Annotated in this window: 14 protein-coding genes; 3 read left to right on the top strand and 11 right to left on the bottom strand. The window is 70.1% G+C overall.

Annotated features, from left to right (window positions below):
• Positions 1 to 198 precede the first annotated feature (198 nt).
• Positions 199 to 1,146 (top strand): CehA/McbA family metallohydrolase, encoded by a 948-nt coding sequence (locus LR393_RS28030; RefSeq protein ID WP_231487894.1) that lies wholly within the window; start codon positions 199 to 201, stop codon positions 1,144 to 1,146.
• Between the two features lie 14 nt (positions 1,147 to 1,160).
• On the opposite strand, the gene LR393_RS28025 is transcribed toward LR393_RS28030, so the two are convergent.
• From LR393_RS28025 to LR393_RS28010, 4 genes are all read right to left on the bottom strand, one after another.
• Complete coding sequence (locus tag LR393_RS28025; protein ID WP_231487893.1) at positions 1,161 to 1,601, bottom strand: protein-tyrosine phosphatase family protein; 441 nt, start codon at positions 1,599 to 1,601, stop codon at positions 1,161 to 1,163.
• 184 nt (positions 1,602 to 1,785) lie between these two features.
• On the bottom strand, positions 1,786 to 2,352 hold the full coding sequence (locus LR393_RS28020; protein WP_231487892.1) for an NADPH-dependent FMN reductase: 567 nt from the start codon (positions 2,350 to 2,352) through the stop codon (positions 1,786 to 1,788).
• 26 nt (positions 2,353 to 2,378) lie between these two features.
• Complete coding sequence (locus LR393_RS28015) at positions 2,379 to 3,773, bottom strand: MFS transporter (RefSeq protein ID WP_231487891.1); 1,395 nt, start codon at positions 3,771 to 3,773, stop codon at positions 2,379 to 2,381.
• A complete protein-coding gene (locus tag LR393_RS28010) occupies positions 3,770 to 4,504 on the bottom strand; it encodes an ArsR/SmtB family transcription factor (protein WP_231487890.1) in 735 nt (244 codons plus the stop codon). The genes LR393_RS28015 and LR393_RS28010 overlap by 4 nt, the downstream gene beginning before the upstream one ends.
• A gap of 104 nt (positions 4,505 to 4,608) precedes the next feature.
• On the opposite strand from LR393_RS28010, the gene LR393_RS28005 reads away from it, so the two are divergent.
• Entirely contained in the window at positions 4,609 to 5,508 is a 900-nt protein-coding gene (locus LR393_RS28005) for a DNA-formamidopyrimidine glycosylase family protein (protein WP_231487889.1), read from the top strand.
• Between the two features lie 190 nt (positions 5,509 to 5,698).
• On the opposite strand, the gene LR393_RS28000 is transcribed toward LR393_RS28005, so the two are convergent.
• Positions 5,699 to 6,316 carry a TetR/AcrR family transcriptional regulator gene (locus tag LR393_RS28000; protein ID WP_231487888.1) on the bottom strand — a complete coding sequence of 206 codons (618 nt, stop codon included), beginning with the start codon at positions 6,314 to 6,316 and terminating at the stop codon, positions 5,699 to 5,701.
• A 61-nt stretch (positions 6,317 to 6,377) separates the two neighbouring features.
• Here LR393_RS28000 and LR393_RS27995 point away from each other — a divergent pair, with 61 nt between their 5' ends.
• Positions 6,378 to 7,343 carry a DMT family transporter gene (locus tag LR393_RS27995; protein WP_231487887.1) on the top strand — a complete coding sequence of 322 codons (966 nt, stop codon included), beginning with the start codon at positions 6,378 to 6,380 and terminating at the stop codon, positions 7,341 to 7,343.
• Between the two features lie 144 nt (positions 7,344 to 7,487).
• On the opposite strand, the gene LR393_RS27990 is transcribed toward LR393_RS27995, so the two are convergent.
• The 6 genes from LR393_RS27990 to LR393_RS27965 form a co-directional block, all read right to left on the bottom strand.
• Positions 7,488 to 7,799, bottom strand: coding sequence for a helix-turn-helix domain-containing protein (locus LR393_RS27990; protein ID WP_231487886.1), 312 nt, complete (start codon positions 7,797 to 7,799; stop codon positions 7,488 to 7,490).
• A 407-nt stretch (positions 7,800 to 8,206) separates the two neighbouring features.
• The gene (locus LR393_RS27985; RefSeq protein WP_331283003.1) at positions 8,207 to 8,716 is read right to left on the bottom strand and encodes a CinA family protein; all 510 of its coding nucleotides are present in this window, start codon (positions 8,714 to 8,716) and stop codon (positions 8,207 to 8,209) included.
• A 41-nt stretch (positions 8,717 to 8,757) separates the two neighbouring features.
• Positions 8,758 to 9,333, bottom strand: a complete 576-nt coding sequence (gene pgsA / locus LR393_RS27980; protein WP_231487885.1) for a CDP-diacylglycerol--glycerol-3-phosphate 3-phosphatidyltransferase — start codon at positions 9,331 to 9,333, stop codon at positions 8,758 to 8,760.
• Positions 9,330 to 10,838 carry a 30S ribosomal protein S12 methylthiotransferase RimO gene (rimO, locus tag LR393_RS27975; protein WP_231487884.1) on the bottom strand — a complete coding sequence of 503 codons (1,509 nt, stop codon included), beginning with the start codon at positions 10,836 to 10,838 and terminating at the stop codon, positions 9,330 to 9,332. The genes pgsA and rimO overlap by 4 nt, the downstream gene beginning before the upstream one ends.
• Positions 10,839 to 11,024: 186 nt before the next feature.
• On the bottom strand, positions 11,025 to 11,669 hold the full coding sequence (locus tag LR393_RS27970) for an NYN domain-containing protein (protein ID WP_231487883.1): 645 nt from the start codon (positions 11,667 to 11,669) through the stop codon (positions 11,025 to 11,027).
• A gap of 4 nt (positions 11,670 to 11,673) precedes the next feature.
• Positions 11,674 to 14,403, bottom strand: coding sequence for an FtsK/SpoIIIE family DNA translocase (locus LR393_RS27965; RefSeq protein WP_231487882.1), 2,730 nt, complete (start codon positions 14,401 to 14,403; stop codon positions 11,674 to 11,676).
• Between the last annotated feature and the right edge of the window lie 70 nt (positions 14,404 to 14,473).

Genomic DNA, 14,473 nt, shown 5'->3' with positions numbered 1-14,473 from the left:
CTCGAGGTACCCGTACCCGCCCAGTGGGCGGCGTCCCCCGCACGCCGACACCAGACGGCCGCCGCAGCCAACCACACCGGACGGCAGCACCAGACGGCCGTCGCGGACGACCGCCCGGGCCAAGCACATCGGACGACCGTCGAAGCCTGCCCGAGGGCCACCGACGGTTCCACCCCGGAAGCAACCAGGAGCACACCCTTGCCCGCGAACTGGTACCGAGGCGACTGCCACATCCATTCCGTGTACTCCGACGGCGAACTGGCTCCCCGGCAACTGGTCACCGCGGCCCGCGCCGCCGGCCTGGACTTCATCGCCACGACCGATCACAACACCGCCGCGGCCCACGACGTCTGGGCGCCGTACACGGGCGACGACCTCCTGGTCATCACGGGCGAGGAGGTCACCACCCGGACCGGGCACTGGCTCGCCCTGGGCATCGCCACCGGGCGGGTGATCGACTGGCGGTACGGAGCAGACGACGACGTCATCGGCCGGCACCTGGACGAGGTGCACAGTTCCGGAGGCCTGGGTGTGGTGGCCCATCCCCACGCGCCCTTCCCGACGGGAACCTTCGAGTACCCCTGGCGCGACTTCGATGTCGTCGAGGTGTGGAACGGCCGGTGGACGTCGGACCGTCCCTGGAACGCGGACAACGAGGCCGCACTCGGAGACTGGGCCCGGAACCTGGCCGTCGATGTCCCCGATGGGCGGTGGCGGCCCGCGATCGGCGGCAGCGACACCCACCTGGAGCACCAGATCGGGGTCCCCCACACCGTCGTAGCCGCGGAAAACCTCGGCGCCGGTGCCGTCCTCGCCGGGATCCGAGCGGGACGGAGCTGGATCGCCGGGTCCCGCGCCGTCGAACTGTCCTTCGGGGCGAGCGCCGGTGACGACCTCGCCGGGATCGGCGAACGTCTGACCACCCGCGGACGACCGGTCGTGGTGCATCTGGAGGTAAGCGGAGTACCGGACGGCACGGCTGTCATCCACACCGACCGCGGCGAGGTGTACCGGGAGTCCTTTCGCGGCCCACGACACGTCCTGGCCTGGACAACGGAGGCCGACGGTGTGAGATTCGCCCGCGCCGAGATCCGGCACCGCGACGGCTCGATGGCCGCGCTGACCAACCCGGTCATCCTGGTCTGACGGGTGCCCGAACCTCAGGCCGGACCGAAGCGCTCCACGTACCTTCTCTGCCAAGGTGTTTCGACGGCGTGCCGGGAGTACCGCTCCCGCACGTAGGCCACGGCGAGCCCGGGCGGCACCCCGTCGAGCACCGCGAGGCAGGCCAGCGCTGTGCCGGTGCGCCCGCGTCCACCCCGGCAGGCCAGCTCGACGCGTTCGTCGCCCGCCCGGGACCAGACCTCGCGCAAGGTGTTGCGGGCGGCGTTGCGGTCGGCGGGCAGGCGGAAGTCGGGCCAGCGGATCCAGCGGGACTCCCACACCACTGCCGGTGGCGACTGTCCCAGCAGGTAGACGCCGAAGTGCGGGTCAGGGCCGACCGGTGGGCCCTCACGCAGGCCCCGGCCCCGCACGAGGCGACCGGAGGGCAGCTCCAGCACGCCCCGGGCACCCGGCTCCCAGGCCGGGTCCCCGCTCACGTGAACCACACCCGTTCCGGGGTGCCGCATCCCTCACCGTGTCGCTGCATCACCTGCGTGATCATGCCCTCAGCCCAGGGATCGCCAGCAGGACGGGCACGATCACGCAGAGGCGGCCGGCCGGAGAAGCCCCTCCCGGCGCCGGCCGACCGGGCCGGTGACAGCGTTCAGCCCTGCGGGCTGATCAGGCCGGGGACTGCGCGTGCAGCTTCACGGATGCGACGAGCTGGTCGAGCAGCCCCTGGATCTCACCCTGACGGCGCTCCAGCGGGGCGAACTCCTGGGTGCTCCCCTCGACGTCGAAGAACATCGAGAACGCCACCTGGGCCCGCACGTCGACCATGTGAAAGTTCGCCACGATCTGGCGCCAGTGCTCGACGGCGCGGATGCCCCCGTCGGCCCCGAAGGAGACGAAACCGACGGGCTTGCCGGCCCATTCCGACCCGAGCGAGTCGACGGCGTTCTTGAAGGCGCCCGGGACGCTGTGGTTGTACTCGGGCGTCACGAAGACGTACCCGTCGCAGGCGTCGATGGCGGCGCTCCAGCGGCGCACGTTCTCCGACTCGTACTGCCTGCCGGCCGCGGCCGGGACCACGGGCGAGGTCAGCAGCGGCACGTCGAACGCCTTCAGGTCGATCAGCTCGAACTGCGCGTCGGTACGCCCGTCGGTCGCCGACAGCACCCACTTGGCGATCGACTCGCTGCGCCGCGCGCCGTCACGGATGGATCCGACGATGATGCCGATCTTCATGATCTTCTCCATACTTGAGAACTCAATTACTTCGTGCGAGCGTCAGTACAGCACCGCACGGAGGGCGACCGCAAGCGGCCGTCCGGGCCTGCGGCCGGGCCACAGGACAGGTCCTGGACCTCGACCTTCCCGATGACAGGCTGGAGTTCCGGGACCGCCGGGATCTGACGATCCATCTCCCGCCAGGCACCGCCCCGCAGGGGCTGGAGAGTCATGACGATGTAGAAGATGCCGATGAAGACCAGGGTCGGGCGCAGCCCCGCGTGATCGACGGCGAACCCCGCGAACAGGCTGCCGAGCGGCATCCCGGCCCAGCATCCGGCGCCGACCAGGCCGAACACCCGGGCCCGCATCCGGGGCGGGATGCGTTCCAGCTCCACGGTGCCGAGGATCGGGTTGACCGCCCCGGCACTGAGCCCGGCCAGGGCCTTCACCACGAGCAGCATCCAGAACGGCACCCCGGCCGCCAGTGCCAGGAACACCGGTCCGCCGGCCAGGGTGAAGGCAATGACGAGGGTGGGCCGTCGCGGCAGCCGATGACCGATCACCCCGAACAGCAGCGATCCGACCATGGCCCCACCGCCCATGGCCCCGATCAGCAGGCCGAGCGCGACCGCTCCCCCGAGCTCCCGTTGCGCGTAGACCGGCATCAGCACGGTGCTGCTCGCGGCGTCGAAGAGATTCGTGACCACGACGAGGAGCACGATGGCCCGCAGCAACCGGTCGTGGACGAGAAACACCAGCCCTTCCTTCAGGCCTCTCCAGTAGCCCTCGTCCACCGGCCCCGCACTGATGGTGGACGAGGGAACCGCGTCCTCGTGGGCGTCCACCATTGTTGTCCGGAAGGTCACGAGGCGGGCCACGAGCAGCGCCGAGACGAGGAACGTGGCAGTGTCGACGAAGAGGGCCTCCAGGGAACCCAGCACCACGACCAGGAAGCCGGCCGCGGGTGCCCCGAGCAACCGGGCCCCGCGCTCGGCCGCCTCCATCCAGCCGACGGCGCGTTCCAGGGGAACACCGGCCTCCTGGGCGACGTCGGGCAGCAGGGCCCGGCGTGCGGTCTGCCCCGGCGCGTCGACCAGGGATCCGACGAAGGCGAACGCGAACACCGCCCACAGCGGAATGCCGACACTCACGTGCAGCAGCGGCACCATCGCGATCATGCTGCCGCCGAACACATCGGTGAGGATGCTCGCCCGCCGGTAGCCGAGCCGGTCGACCACCGCCCCGCCGAACAGATCGCCCAGCACGATGGGCAGCGTCGCGACCACGCCCGCGACCCCGGTGGCAGAGGCCGACCCGGTGCGCGCGAGCACGTAGAGAGGCAGCGAGATCAGCGTGATCATGTTGCCGGTCAGCGAGATCGTGTGCGCCGCATAGAGCGCGAAGAGCGGTGTGGCGCGCTTCGTCCCGAGCGTCATTCCGGCCTCCGGAAGAGCTGGTAGATGAGGATGACCGTCTCCGTCCCGTCCTGGGCACCTTGGGCCGCCTTCTCCTCCCAGCGCCCCACCAGACCGTTGAGCTCGTCCTGCAGTTCACGCATTTGCTCGAGGGTCAGGTGCAGGAACGAGTCCCCGGTGGTCGCGGCGGCCACCCAGTCCGGGGCCATCGCCGGCTCCGCGGTCAGGTACTGGTCGAAGGTCTGGGCGTAGCGCTGCGCGATCGTCCGGCGCAGAGCCCCCGAGGCCAGCAGCCTTTCGGGGTCTTTCAGGTCTTCGGCCGGCGACCACGAGGTGTGCGTGTGCGAGGCCCTCCACCAGCGCTCGCGCCGATCACGCGCCAGCTCGGGCGCCTCTTCGACGAACCCGAACTGGGCCAGCTTGCCCACGTGATAGCTGATCGATCCGGGAGCCTCGTCGAGCAGGTCGCCGAGCATGCCCACGCTCTGCGGCCCCCGCACCCGCAGCTCGCCGAGCACCGCGATCCGGAGCGGATGAGCCAGCGCCCGCATCGCTTTCGGGTCACTGAGGTTGACCGTGCCGGCTCCGGAGCGGGGCGTTTCCGCCGTGCCTCCCGACTCCGGGACGGGACCGCCCACCGACCTGGTGGGGGGCGTCCTCAATTCCCCGCCGCCCTCACCGGACACGGTGACCTCGTGCGCCCCAGCCTCCCGGGGCGTCCCCTGTTCATCCCGCTCACTAGACCGCGCCATGAGATCATGGTACTTCCACAAGATTTCTTGTACAACACTCCTTGTTGATATTCCCCCGGCCACGTCGGCACGACGCACCCGGAACCTGCGGGCATGCTGGGCGGATGCCCGAAGGTGATGTGGTGCTGCGGACCGCGCGCCGGCTGCACGCCGCACTGGCCGGGCGGAAGCTGATCACCGCCGACCTGCGCTGGCCCTCCCTCGCCGACGAGAACCTGGTCGGGCTCGAGGTGCTCGAGGTCGTGGCTACCGGGAAGCACCTGCTCATGCGCCTGGAGCAGAACGCCACGCTGCACAGCCATCTGCGGATGGAGGGCTCGTGGCACGTCCACCGCACCGGCGAACCGTGGCGACAGGCGCGCACCGAGCACGAGATCCGGGCGATCCTGGCCAACCCGGAGTGGACGGCGATCGGCCACCACCTCGGCATGATGGATCTGGTCGCCACCGACCGCGAGCACACGCTGGTCGGCCATCTGGGCCTGGACATCCTCGCGCCCGGCTGGGACACCGCCATTGCCACGCAACGCGTGCGCGACCAGGGACAACGAGAAATCGGCCTGGTGCTGCTCGACCAGCGGGTGATCGCCGGGATCGGCACGTTCTTCATGAGTGAGGCGGCTTTCCTGCGGGGCGTGAATCCCTGGACGCCGACCGCCGAGGTCACCCGGCTCCCCGAACTCGTGCAGATGGCACACCGGTTGATGACGGTGAACGTCGACCGCGCCACCCAGGTCACCACCGGCAATGCGCGCAAGGGGCAGGAAGCGTACGTGCACGCCCGCTCGGGCCGGCCCTGCCGTCGCTGCGGCACCACGATCCGGGTCGCCCCGCTGGGCGAGCCCCCGACCGACCGACCGATCTTCTGGTGTCCCCACTGCCAGCCGGGGGTCGTCCCTACCGATGATGGACGCGCACGGCGCCCCTTGGGTGCGGTCCGTCGCGACGGCCCCGGCGTGCGTTCCGCCGCCCGCCGGCCCGGCCGGGCGCCCTACCGCCGCTGATCAGGTCAGCTCGTGCGGTGAACGCTCCCCTCGTGACCACGCAGTCCCCGGCCTGCCACCGGTTCCCCGAGCCAGGCACCCACCCCTCCGTGATCATGCAAAATCTTCCCCGAGTTCTAGAACTCCCTGAGTGAGAGTTCTAGAACTCCGGGGAGATTTTGCATGATCACGAACAAGGAGGGGGGAAGGGTCAGGGGTGGTGGTGGGCTGCCATCGCTGACCGGGCTGCGGCTCGGCCCTCCGGCACCGCTTGCGGATTCGCGCCAGCGGTGAGGAGGACGAGGGTGCCCTCGTAGAGCAGGTGCAGGTGGCCGCCGAGGACCGGGTCACCGGTGAGTATGTCGAACAGGGTGCGCATCCAGGCTTTCTCGGCGCGGATGACGGGGACGGCGGGGTGGTCGGTGTCGCCGAGTTCGGCATAGGCATTGACGAAGGCGCAGCCGCGTCGCTGGGGTCCCATCCATGCCTCCAGCACGTCGAAGACCGTCAGCACCTGGGACTCGCTGTCTGCGGGAGCGCTCTCGAGCCGGGCCAGCAGGTGCTCGCGCCAGCGGCCGGCCCGTTGCAGCAGGTACAGCCGCACGAGCGCGTCCTTGGAGCCGAACCGGTCGTAGAGGGTTTTCTTCGTTGTGCCGGCGGTCTCGGCGATCAGGTCCACCCCAACGGCCCGCACCCCGCGGTCGTAGAAGAGATCACCCGCCGCATCCAGAAGCCGCGTGCCCGCCTGGGTCATCACCGGCATCGGCGTCAGCACCGGACGTAGCGAGGCCGGCGTGGTCTCGTCGAGGGTCGTGGGTATCTGCAGCACAGGAGTTCTCCTCGTCGTCGGTGCACTGCGAGTATACCGACCGGTGTGGTTACCTGCCGCCATGGCTATCGGAAACCCTCTGTCGAACGCTGCGCTGCGTGGCTCCGCCATCGTCGCGGTGTGGAGTTCGGGCTTCATCGGGGCCGAGCTCGGAGCGCGGCACGCCGCCCCGGACACGCTGCTGACCTGGCGCTGCCTGGTGACTGCGGTCGTCCTGCTGCCCTGGGCCCTGCGCGCCGCCACCCGCCTGGACCGGCAGGAATGGATCCGCCAGGCCGTGCTCTCGCTGCTGTGCCAGTGTCTCTATCTGGGCGGCGTCTTCTGGGCCGCCTCGGCCGGGGTTCCGGCCGGCACCTCGGCCCTGATCGCCGCGCTGCAACCGGCTCTGGTGTTCACAGCCGCTGTCCTGCTGAACGCGCAGAGGCTTCAGGTCCGGCATCTGGCCGGACTGGTGCTGGGGACCGCCGGAGTGGCGCTGACCGCGGCCGGGGACCTGCGCGCCGGGGTCTCCGGGGTGGCCCTGCTCCTGCCCCTGCTGGCCATGCTGGCCCTGACCGCCGGAACCCTGCTGCAGCAACACTGGTCGGCGCCGCCCACCCCGCCGCTCATGCAGACCCTGGCCGTGCAGGCCGTTTTCACCGCGGGCTTCTTCACCGTCTACGCCGCCGGCGCGGGCCACCTGACGCCTCCCCTGACCGTGGGCTTCTGGATGGCCGTGGCCTGGTCGGTCGCGGCCGGCATCGGCAGCTACTGCCTCTACTACCTCGTCACCGCCCGCGACGGGGCGGCCCGCGCCAGCGTCCTGCTCTACCTGACGCCCGGGGCCACGGCCCTGTGGGCGGTGCCGATGTTCGGTCAGCCGCTGAGGATCTCGACGGTTCTCGGTCTGCTGATCAGTGCCGGGGCGGTCGTCCTGCTCGGTGTGGGCGATGACCCGGACGTCAGCACGGACACGAACGAAGGCCCGGAGCCGGCAGAACGCCCCGACGACCTACCCCGACAACCCCGGTCCACCCAGCGCCTCTGACCGCTTCCCCCTGTGCGTGATCAGGCAAGGTGGGCCAGGCAGCACAGAGGCAGCCTGCGGTGCGGCGAACCTGGCCACCGACGAAAACGGCACTGTCCCCGGACCCTGTGGTCCGGGGACAGTGCCGTTGGCAAAGCTCTGGGTTTATGCGGCTCCGGCCAGCTCGTCGGCCAGCCCGTCGGGAACGGTGTCGGGCACGCGGACGGCGGCGGGCACCAGGCTCTCGGCCGCGGCGACCCGTTCACTCACCTCGTGCAGCACCGAGGACAGCGGAACGGCGAGCGCTCCGCAGATCGAGGCCAACAGTTCGGACGACGCTTCCTTCTGTCCGCGCTCGACCTCGCTCAAATAGCCGAGGGAGACACGGGCCACCGATGACACCTCTCGCAGAGTGCGACCCTGCTGGCGCCTGGCATCACGGAGCACGTCGCCGATCTCCTGCCGTAGAAGCACCATGGCGCGCCCTCCTTTCTGTGGTCCTACCCTCGGCGCCCCGCCCGGAAGACGGGACTCGACGGTGTTGACACCATCTTGCCCCCGAACCGTTACGACCGTGTGGCCGACAGTCCGGCGTCCGTTCGTCTTGACGGACTGTTCTGTACCCCGGTCGTTCAGCGTGCGCGGATCGTGGGGACCGGCCGATGGACGTCGTGGTGGTTTTACCGTACCCCGCGGCACCGACAACGGTCGCGTAGGAGTCCGAACTGCGCGTGCCGAGACAGCGCTTTCGGACCGGTTGGCAGCTGGCGACATGTGAGCATCAACGGCAGACGAGGCCGTGGTGTTCCGGGGTTGAGGCTACCCGACTCATCTTTGATGGGCTCTTGACGAAAGGCACCCGGTGTGGCGCCGCCGGGCCCGTCTCAGCCGACGGCGTCGGCGAGGAGTTCGAGCACCCGGAGGGCGCTGCCCAGCCGCACAGCCGGGCGATCGCCGGGCAGGTCGAGCCGGACCACCCGCGCCGTGACCCCGTCGTGACCTACGACTGGGTAAAAGTGCTGATCAGTCGCAGGTTCATGATCACCGGACGGGTGGCCGGCGACGGCCACGAAGACCCGTCCGGCGGGTGCCCCGTCGGCCGGCCCGGGCCCCGCGACGCCGGTCGTGGCGATGCCGATATCGGCCTTCAGCAGGCGCCGGACACCGGTTGCCATCTGCGCCGCGACGTCCGGATCGACCGGGCCTTTCGCCGAGAGCAGATCCGGATCGACCCTCAGGACGTCTTTCTTGACCTCAGTTGCGTAAGCGACGACAGCCCCGCGCAGCACCGCCGACGCACCCGGAACCGCCACCAGAGAAGCCGAGACCAGGCCCCCGGTGAGGGATTCGGCGACCGCCAGGGTTCGCCCCTGTTCGCTGAGGGCTGAAACGATCCGGGCCGCGGCCCGGTCGACATCCGCAGCTGTGACGCCGGTCAGGACGGCCGTCCGGCCCGTCGCAGGCGCATGGCCTGGAACACGTAGTCCAGCCCGGTGATCATCGTCAGGGCGACGGCGATGCCCATGGCGGCGAACGACACCGGCTCCACCGCGTCGGGCAGCGGGCAGATCATCAGCAGGATCGCGACCGACTGGGCGACCGTCTTCACCTTGCCGCCCCTCGAGGCCGCCATCACGCCGTACCGGATCATGAAGAACCGCATGATCGTGATGCCGAGCTCGCGCACGAGCACGATCACCGTCACCCACCACCACAGCGACCCGATGATCGACAGCGAGATCAGCGCGGCACCGATCAGGGCCTTGTCGGCGATCGGGTCGGCGATCTTGCCCAGGTCGGTGACCAGACCACGGCTGCGCGCCAGGTCCCCGTCGATGCGATCGGTGATGATCGCAGCGGCGAAGGCCACGGTGGCCGCGATCCGCCAGCTGGTCTGCTGCCCGTCTTCGTGCAGCATCAGCACGGCGAAGAACGGCACCAGCACGATGCGCAGCCCCGTCAGCGCATTGGCGATGTTCCAGTTGCTGGGCGCCGTGGTCGTGGCGCTCACCCTGCTGAGATCACCGAGGCAGAAGTGGCGGACGTGACCGCATCGTCGGCCGGGACCGCGATCAGGTCGACACCCAGGGACTCGGTGACCACGGCGTCGATCCAGTCGCCCGGTGAAGCCTTCACGCCCGGCAGCAGCATCTGACCGTCGACCTCCGGGCCCTGATGGGCGGCCCGGCCGACGACCGTGTCCGGGTCGTCCTCGTCCACGCCCTCGATCAGCACCCGCACCCGCTCGCCGATGCGCTCCTCCGCCCGCTGGGCGGTGAGCTCCTCGACCAGGCCGGTGATGTGCGCGACCCGGGCGGCGATCTCCTCGTCGGGCAGCTTGCCCTCGAGCGTGGCCGCCTCGGTGCCGTCCTCGTCGGAGTAGCCGAACACGCCGACCACGTCGAGCCGGGCCTGCGTGAGGAAGCCCGCGAGCTCCTCGAACTCGGCCTCGGTCTCACCCGGGAAACCGACGATCACGTTGGAGCGGATGCCGGCCTGCGGACTGCGCTCGCGGATGCCGCGCAACAGGGTGGTGAAGTCGCCGGTGCTGCCGAAGCGGCGCATGCGGCGCAGCACGGTGTTGGCCGAGTGCTGGAACGAGATGTCGAAGTAGGGCGCCACACCCTCGGTGGCCGCGATCGCGTCGATCAGGCCGGGACGCAGCTCGGCGGGCTGCAGGTAGGACACGCGCACCCGGTCGATGCCGTCGATGGCCGCCAGCTCGGGCAGCATCGTCTCGAGCAGCCGCAGGTCACCGAGGTCCTTGCCGTAGGAGGTCGAGTTCTCGCTGACCAGGAACAGCTCCTTGACGCCCTGCTCGGCCAGCCAGCGGGCCTCGTTGACCACCTCGGCCGGGCGGCGTGAGAGGAAGGCGCCGCGGAAGGCCGGGATGGCGCAGAACGTGCACCGCCGGTCGCAGCCGGAGGCCAGCTTCAGCGGGGACCAGGGACGACCGTCGAGCCGACGGCGGATGACCCGCGGGCCACTGACCGGCGCCAGGCCGGTCGGCAGGTCGTCGATGATCACCGGGTCGGAGCTGTGCCCGGGCACGGCCACGTTGGCGGCGGAGCGCGCGGACGGCGTCAGCGGCAGCAGCGTGCGCCGGTCGACCGGCACGTGCGACTTCGGCTTCTCACCGTGCAGGATCGCGTCGAGGTGACTGGAGAGGTCGGCGTAGGAATCGAAGCCCAGCACCGCGTCGGCCTCGGGCAGCGAGTCGGCCAGCTGCTCGCCGTAGCGCTCGGCCATACAGCCCACGGCCACCACGGCCTTCGTACGGGCGGGGCTGTCTTTCAGCTCGGCGGCCTCCATCAGCACATCGATGGAGTCCTTCTTCGCCTGCTCGACGAAGCCGCAGGTGTTGACCACCGCGACGTCGGCATTCTCGGCGTCGTCGACGAGCTCCCACCCGGCTGCTGCCAGGCGGCCGGCCAATTCCTCCGAATCGACCTCGTTCCGGGCGCATCCCAGAGTGACCAGTGCGACGGAGCGGGTGTTGGAACGAGGGGCAACCACGCCCACAGACTACTGGCCGTTTCGGGGTCGCGGTTCTGCCCTGGTCAGATGCGCCCCGGATACCTCCTGAACGCCGGTGAGCGCCGGAGGGCCCCGGTCGTCCCGACCGGGGCCCTCCGAACTGCACCACCACCGGCGTCCACCCTCGTGCGGGCGCCGGTCAGCGCGTCCTCAATCTGTGGTTGATCAGGCGTTCTCGCTGAGCAGAGACCGCATCGAACGGGTCGGCTGGAGCCACGCACCACCGGCGGGCAGGTTGTCGAGCCGCACCCGCGGGAGCGGGGTGGTGAACGCGCCGGGCACGTCCTCCAGATCGACGAACCGGATCACGTCGGACTCCTGGGCGTAGCCCGCGACCTCGACGAACGACAGCACCGTGACGTCGACACCCTCACGGGCCAGCTCTTCGAGCGGCTCGTTGAAGTTCCGCCCGTCACCGCTGGCCACGACCAGACGGCGCAGCCGGTGCGTGCGGTGGCGCTCGGCGATGTGGGCCAGCATGTCGGCGTCCACGTCGTCGAGCGGGCCCAGCTTGGGCCGGGCGAAGACGGCGTAACCGAACGAGCGGATGGCCTCGACCCAGCCCCGCATGGTCGCGGCACCTCCGGGCGGCACGTTGGCGAACACCGCACCCTCGACCTCACGCTCACCCGCCTGCGCCAGCAGCCACTTCGCCACCGCGTCGAACCGGGGCCGGGACTGCGCCGAGGGACGGCCGCCGATCACGTTCGAGAGCGTCATGTCGATGTTGGGTGCGTCCCACACCAGAAGATCAAGCTCGGTGCCGCCCGGAATCAGGTCGTCCACCGAAGGGGGGGCGTCGTCGCCCATGTCATCAATCATCATCCATACCTGGTTCCCATAGATCTTCTACCCGCCCGGCATCGTCATCCGGCGGGGTCTCCCCCCGAATAAGGGCCAGCGTGCCAGGAAGATCGTCAGGTTTCACCAGGACGTCACGAGCTTTGCTGCCCTCACTCGGTCCCACTACGCCACGGGACTCCAGCAGATCCATCAGCCGGCCCGCCTTCGCGAACCCGACCCGCAGCTTGCGCTGAAGCATCGAGGTCGACCCGAACTGGGAGGTGACGATGAGTTCGGCAGCCGCGAGCAGCAACTCAAGATCGTCACCGATGTCCTCGTCGATCTCCCTGCGCACCGCCACGACGGCCACGTCTTCACGATAGACCGGCTGGAGCTGTTCCTTCACATGCTCGACAACCCGCTCGATCTCACTCTCGGTGACCCAAGCACCCTGCACGCGCATCGGCTTCGACGCGCCCATCGGCAGGAAGAGACCGTCACCCTGACCGATCAGCTTCTCCGCGCCGGGCTGGTCGAGCACCACCCGGGAGTCGGTGACCGAGCTGGTCGCGAAGGCCATCCGGCTCGGCACGTTGGCCTTGATGAGACCGGTGACGACGTCGACCGAGGGCCGCTGGGTGGCCAGCACCAGATGGATACCGGCAGCCCGGGCGAGCTGAGTGATGCGGACGATGGCGTCTTCGACGTCACGCGGAGCGACCATCATCAGGTCGGCGAGCTCGTCCACCACCACCAGCAGGTAGGGATAGGGCTGGAGCGCGCGGTCGCTGCCGGGCGGGAGCACCACGCTGTTGTTGCGGATGGCCTTGTTGAAGTCGTCGATGTGCTTGAACCCGAACGCCGACAGGTCGTCGTAGCGGGTGTCCATCTCCTTCACCACCCACTGCAGGGCCTCGGCGGCCTTCTTGGGGTTGGTGATGATCGGCGTGATCAGGTGCGGGATGCCCTCGTAGGCGGTCAGCTCGACCCGTTTGGGGTCGACCAGCACCATCCGGACCTCGTCCGGTGTCGAGCGCATGAGCAACGACGTGATCATCGAGTTCACGAAGGACGACTTACCGGCGCCGGTGGCCCCGGCCACCAGGAGGTGGGGCATCTTGGCGAGGTTCGCGATGACGAAGCCGCCCTCGACGTCCTTGCCCACGCCCATCACCATCGGGTGCTCGGAGCGCCGCGCCGTCTGGCTGCGCAGCACGTCGCCGAGCGCCACCGTCTCGCGGTCGGTGTTCGGGATCTCGATGCCGATCGCCGACTTACCCGGGATCGGCGACAGGATGCGCACGTCGGCGCTGGCCACCGCGTAGGAGATGTTCTTGCTGAGCGCCGTGACCTTCTCGACCTTCACGGCCTGGCCGACCTCGACCTCGTACCGGGTCACCGTCGGGCCCCGGCTGAAGCCGGTGACGTGCGCGTCGATGCCGAAGTCCTCGAACACCCGGGTCAGCGACTCGACCACCTTGTCGTTCGCCTCGCTCCGCTCCTTCGGCGGCGGGCCGGCGCTGAGGATGTCCGAGGGCGGCAGGTGATAGGTCACGTCGCCCGCGAGCAGCAACTGCTCCACCCGGCCGGGCAGCTGGGTGGTCTCCGGGGGCTCGGGCGGGGTGGAGGGCACCGGGGCGACGGGGACCGGCTGGGTGCGCTCGACCGGCGGGGGCGGCGGAGGTGGGGGCTTCTTGAGAGGGGTTCCCCGGCCCGCGTCGAGCAGATCCTGCAGGTCCACCTCGTTGACGTCACGGTCCCGGTCGGCCTGTTCCGCGGCATCGACGTCGAAGACGCGCTGCGCCTTGTTCTTGCGGACGCGGGCGGGCTGGGGTTCTTCCTCGTCGTCGGGTTTCAGGAGAGGTGTCGCGTAGGCCTCGTCGCCGTGCAGGGGGCCCTCGTCGTCGAAACGGCGGTTACGGCGGTTGCGGTGGTGCACGTCCTCGTCCGTGCCCATCCCGGTGAGCATGTCGTGCACGTACCGCAGGCGTTCCGGGATGGCGTAGACGGGAGTGGCGGTGACGACGAGGATGCCGAAGAACGCGAGCAGCAACAGGATCGGCACGGCGGCCCAGGCGCTCACCCCGGCGTTCAGCGGAGCGGAGGCCAGGTAGCCGATCATGCCGCCGGCGCCGCGCATCTCCCGCGCCCCGTCGGAGGGGCTGGGCAGGCCGGAGGCCAGGTGGGTCAGGCCGGTGGCGGAGACGACGATCGCGGTGGTGCCGATCGCCATCCGGTGCACCGAGGCCATCTCGTCGGGGCGGCGCATCACCAGCCAGCCGCCGATCAGCAGGAGGATCGGCAGGACCAGCGCGACCTTGCCGACGGTGCCGGCGGCGACCGCGTGTACGGCCACGCCCAGGTTCCCCGGCAGGCCCCACCATTCCCGCGAGGCGACCACGATCGCGGCGGCGACGAGGATGAAGCCGACGCCGTCGCGCCGGTGGTCCGGATCGAGGTCCCGGGCGCCCTGCCCGACGGCCCGGGCTCCCCCACCGATCAGATGCGCGACGCCCAGGTAGACGCTGCGGACCATCCGGAAGGGGAGGGACGGGCGGGACGCGGCGGTGCGCCGGGCCGGCGCCCTCGTGGTGCCCCGGGCGGCCGGCTTCGCCGCGGCCTTCGTGGTGGTCTTCGACGTGGCCCGGGGCTTGGTGGTGCGGCCCTTGGACGCAGCGGTCCCGCGGCCCCGGCCCGACGCACTCCGGGAGGCATTCGAGCGTGCCGAACTGCCGCCAGATGTGGACGTACGGGTCGCCATGGTGGCGAGGTTACGCGATAGGCACGTCCGATCACGGGTGCAACGCCGAGCGTCACGGTCAGCGGCGGCG

This window comes from Kineosporia mesophila (assembly GCF_021129235.1).
Lineage (GTDB): Bacteria > Actinomycetota > Actinomycetes > Actinomycetales > Kineosporiaceae > Kineosporia > Kineosporia mesophila.
The sequence above is the reverse complement of the archived record's forward strand: the minus strand, read 5'-3'. Positions and strand labels throughout refer to the sequence as shown.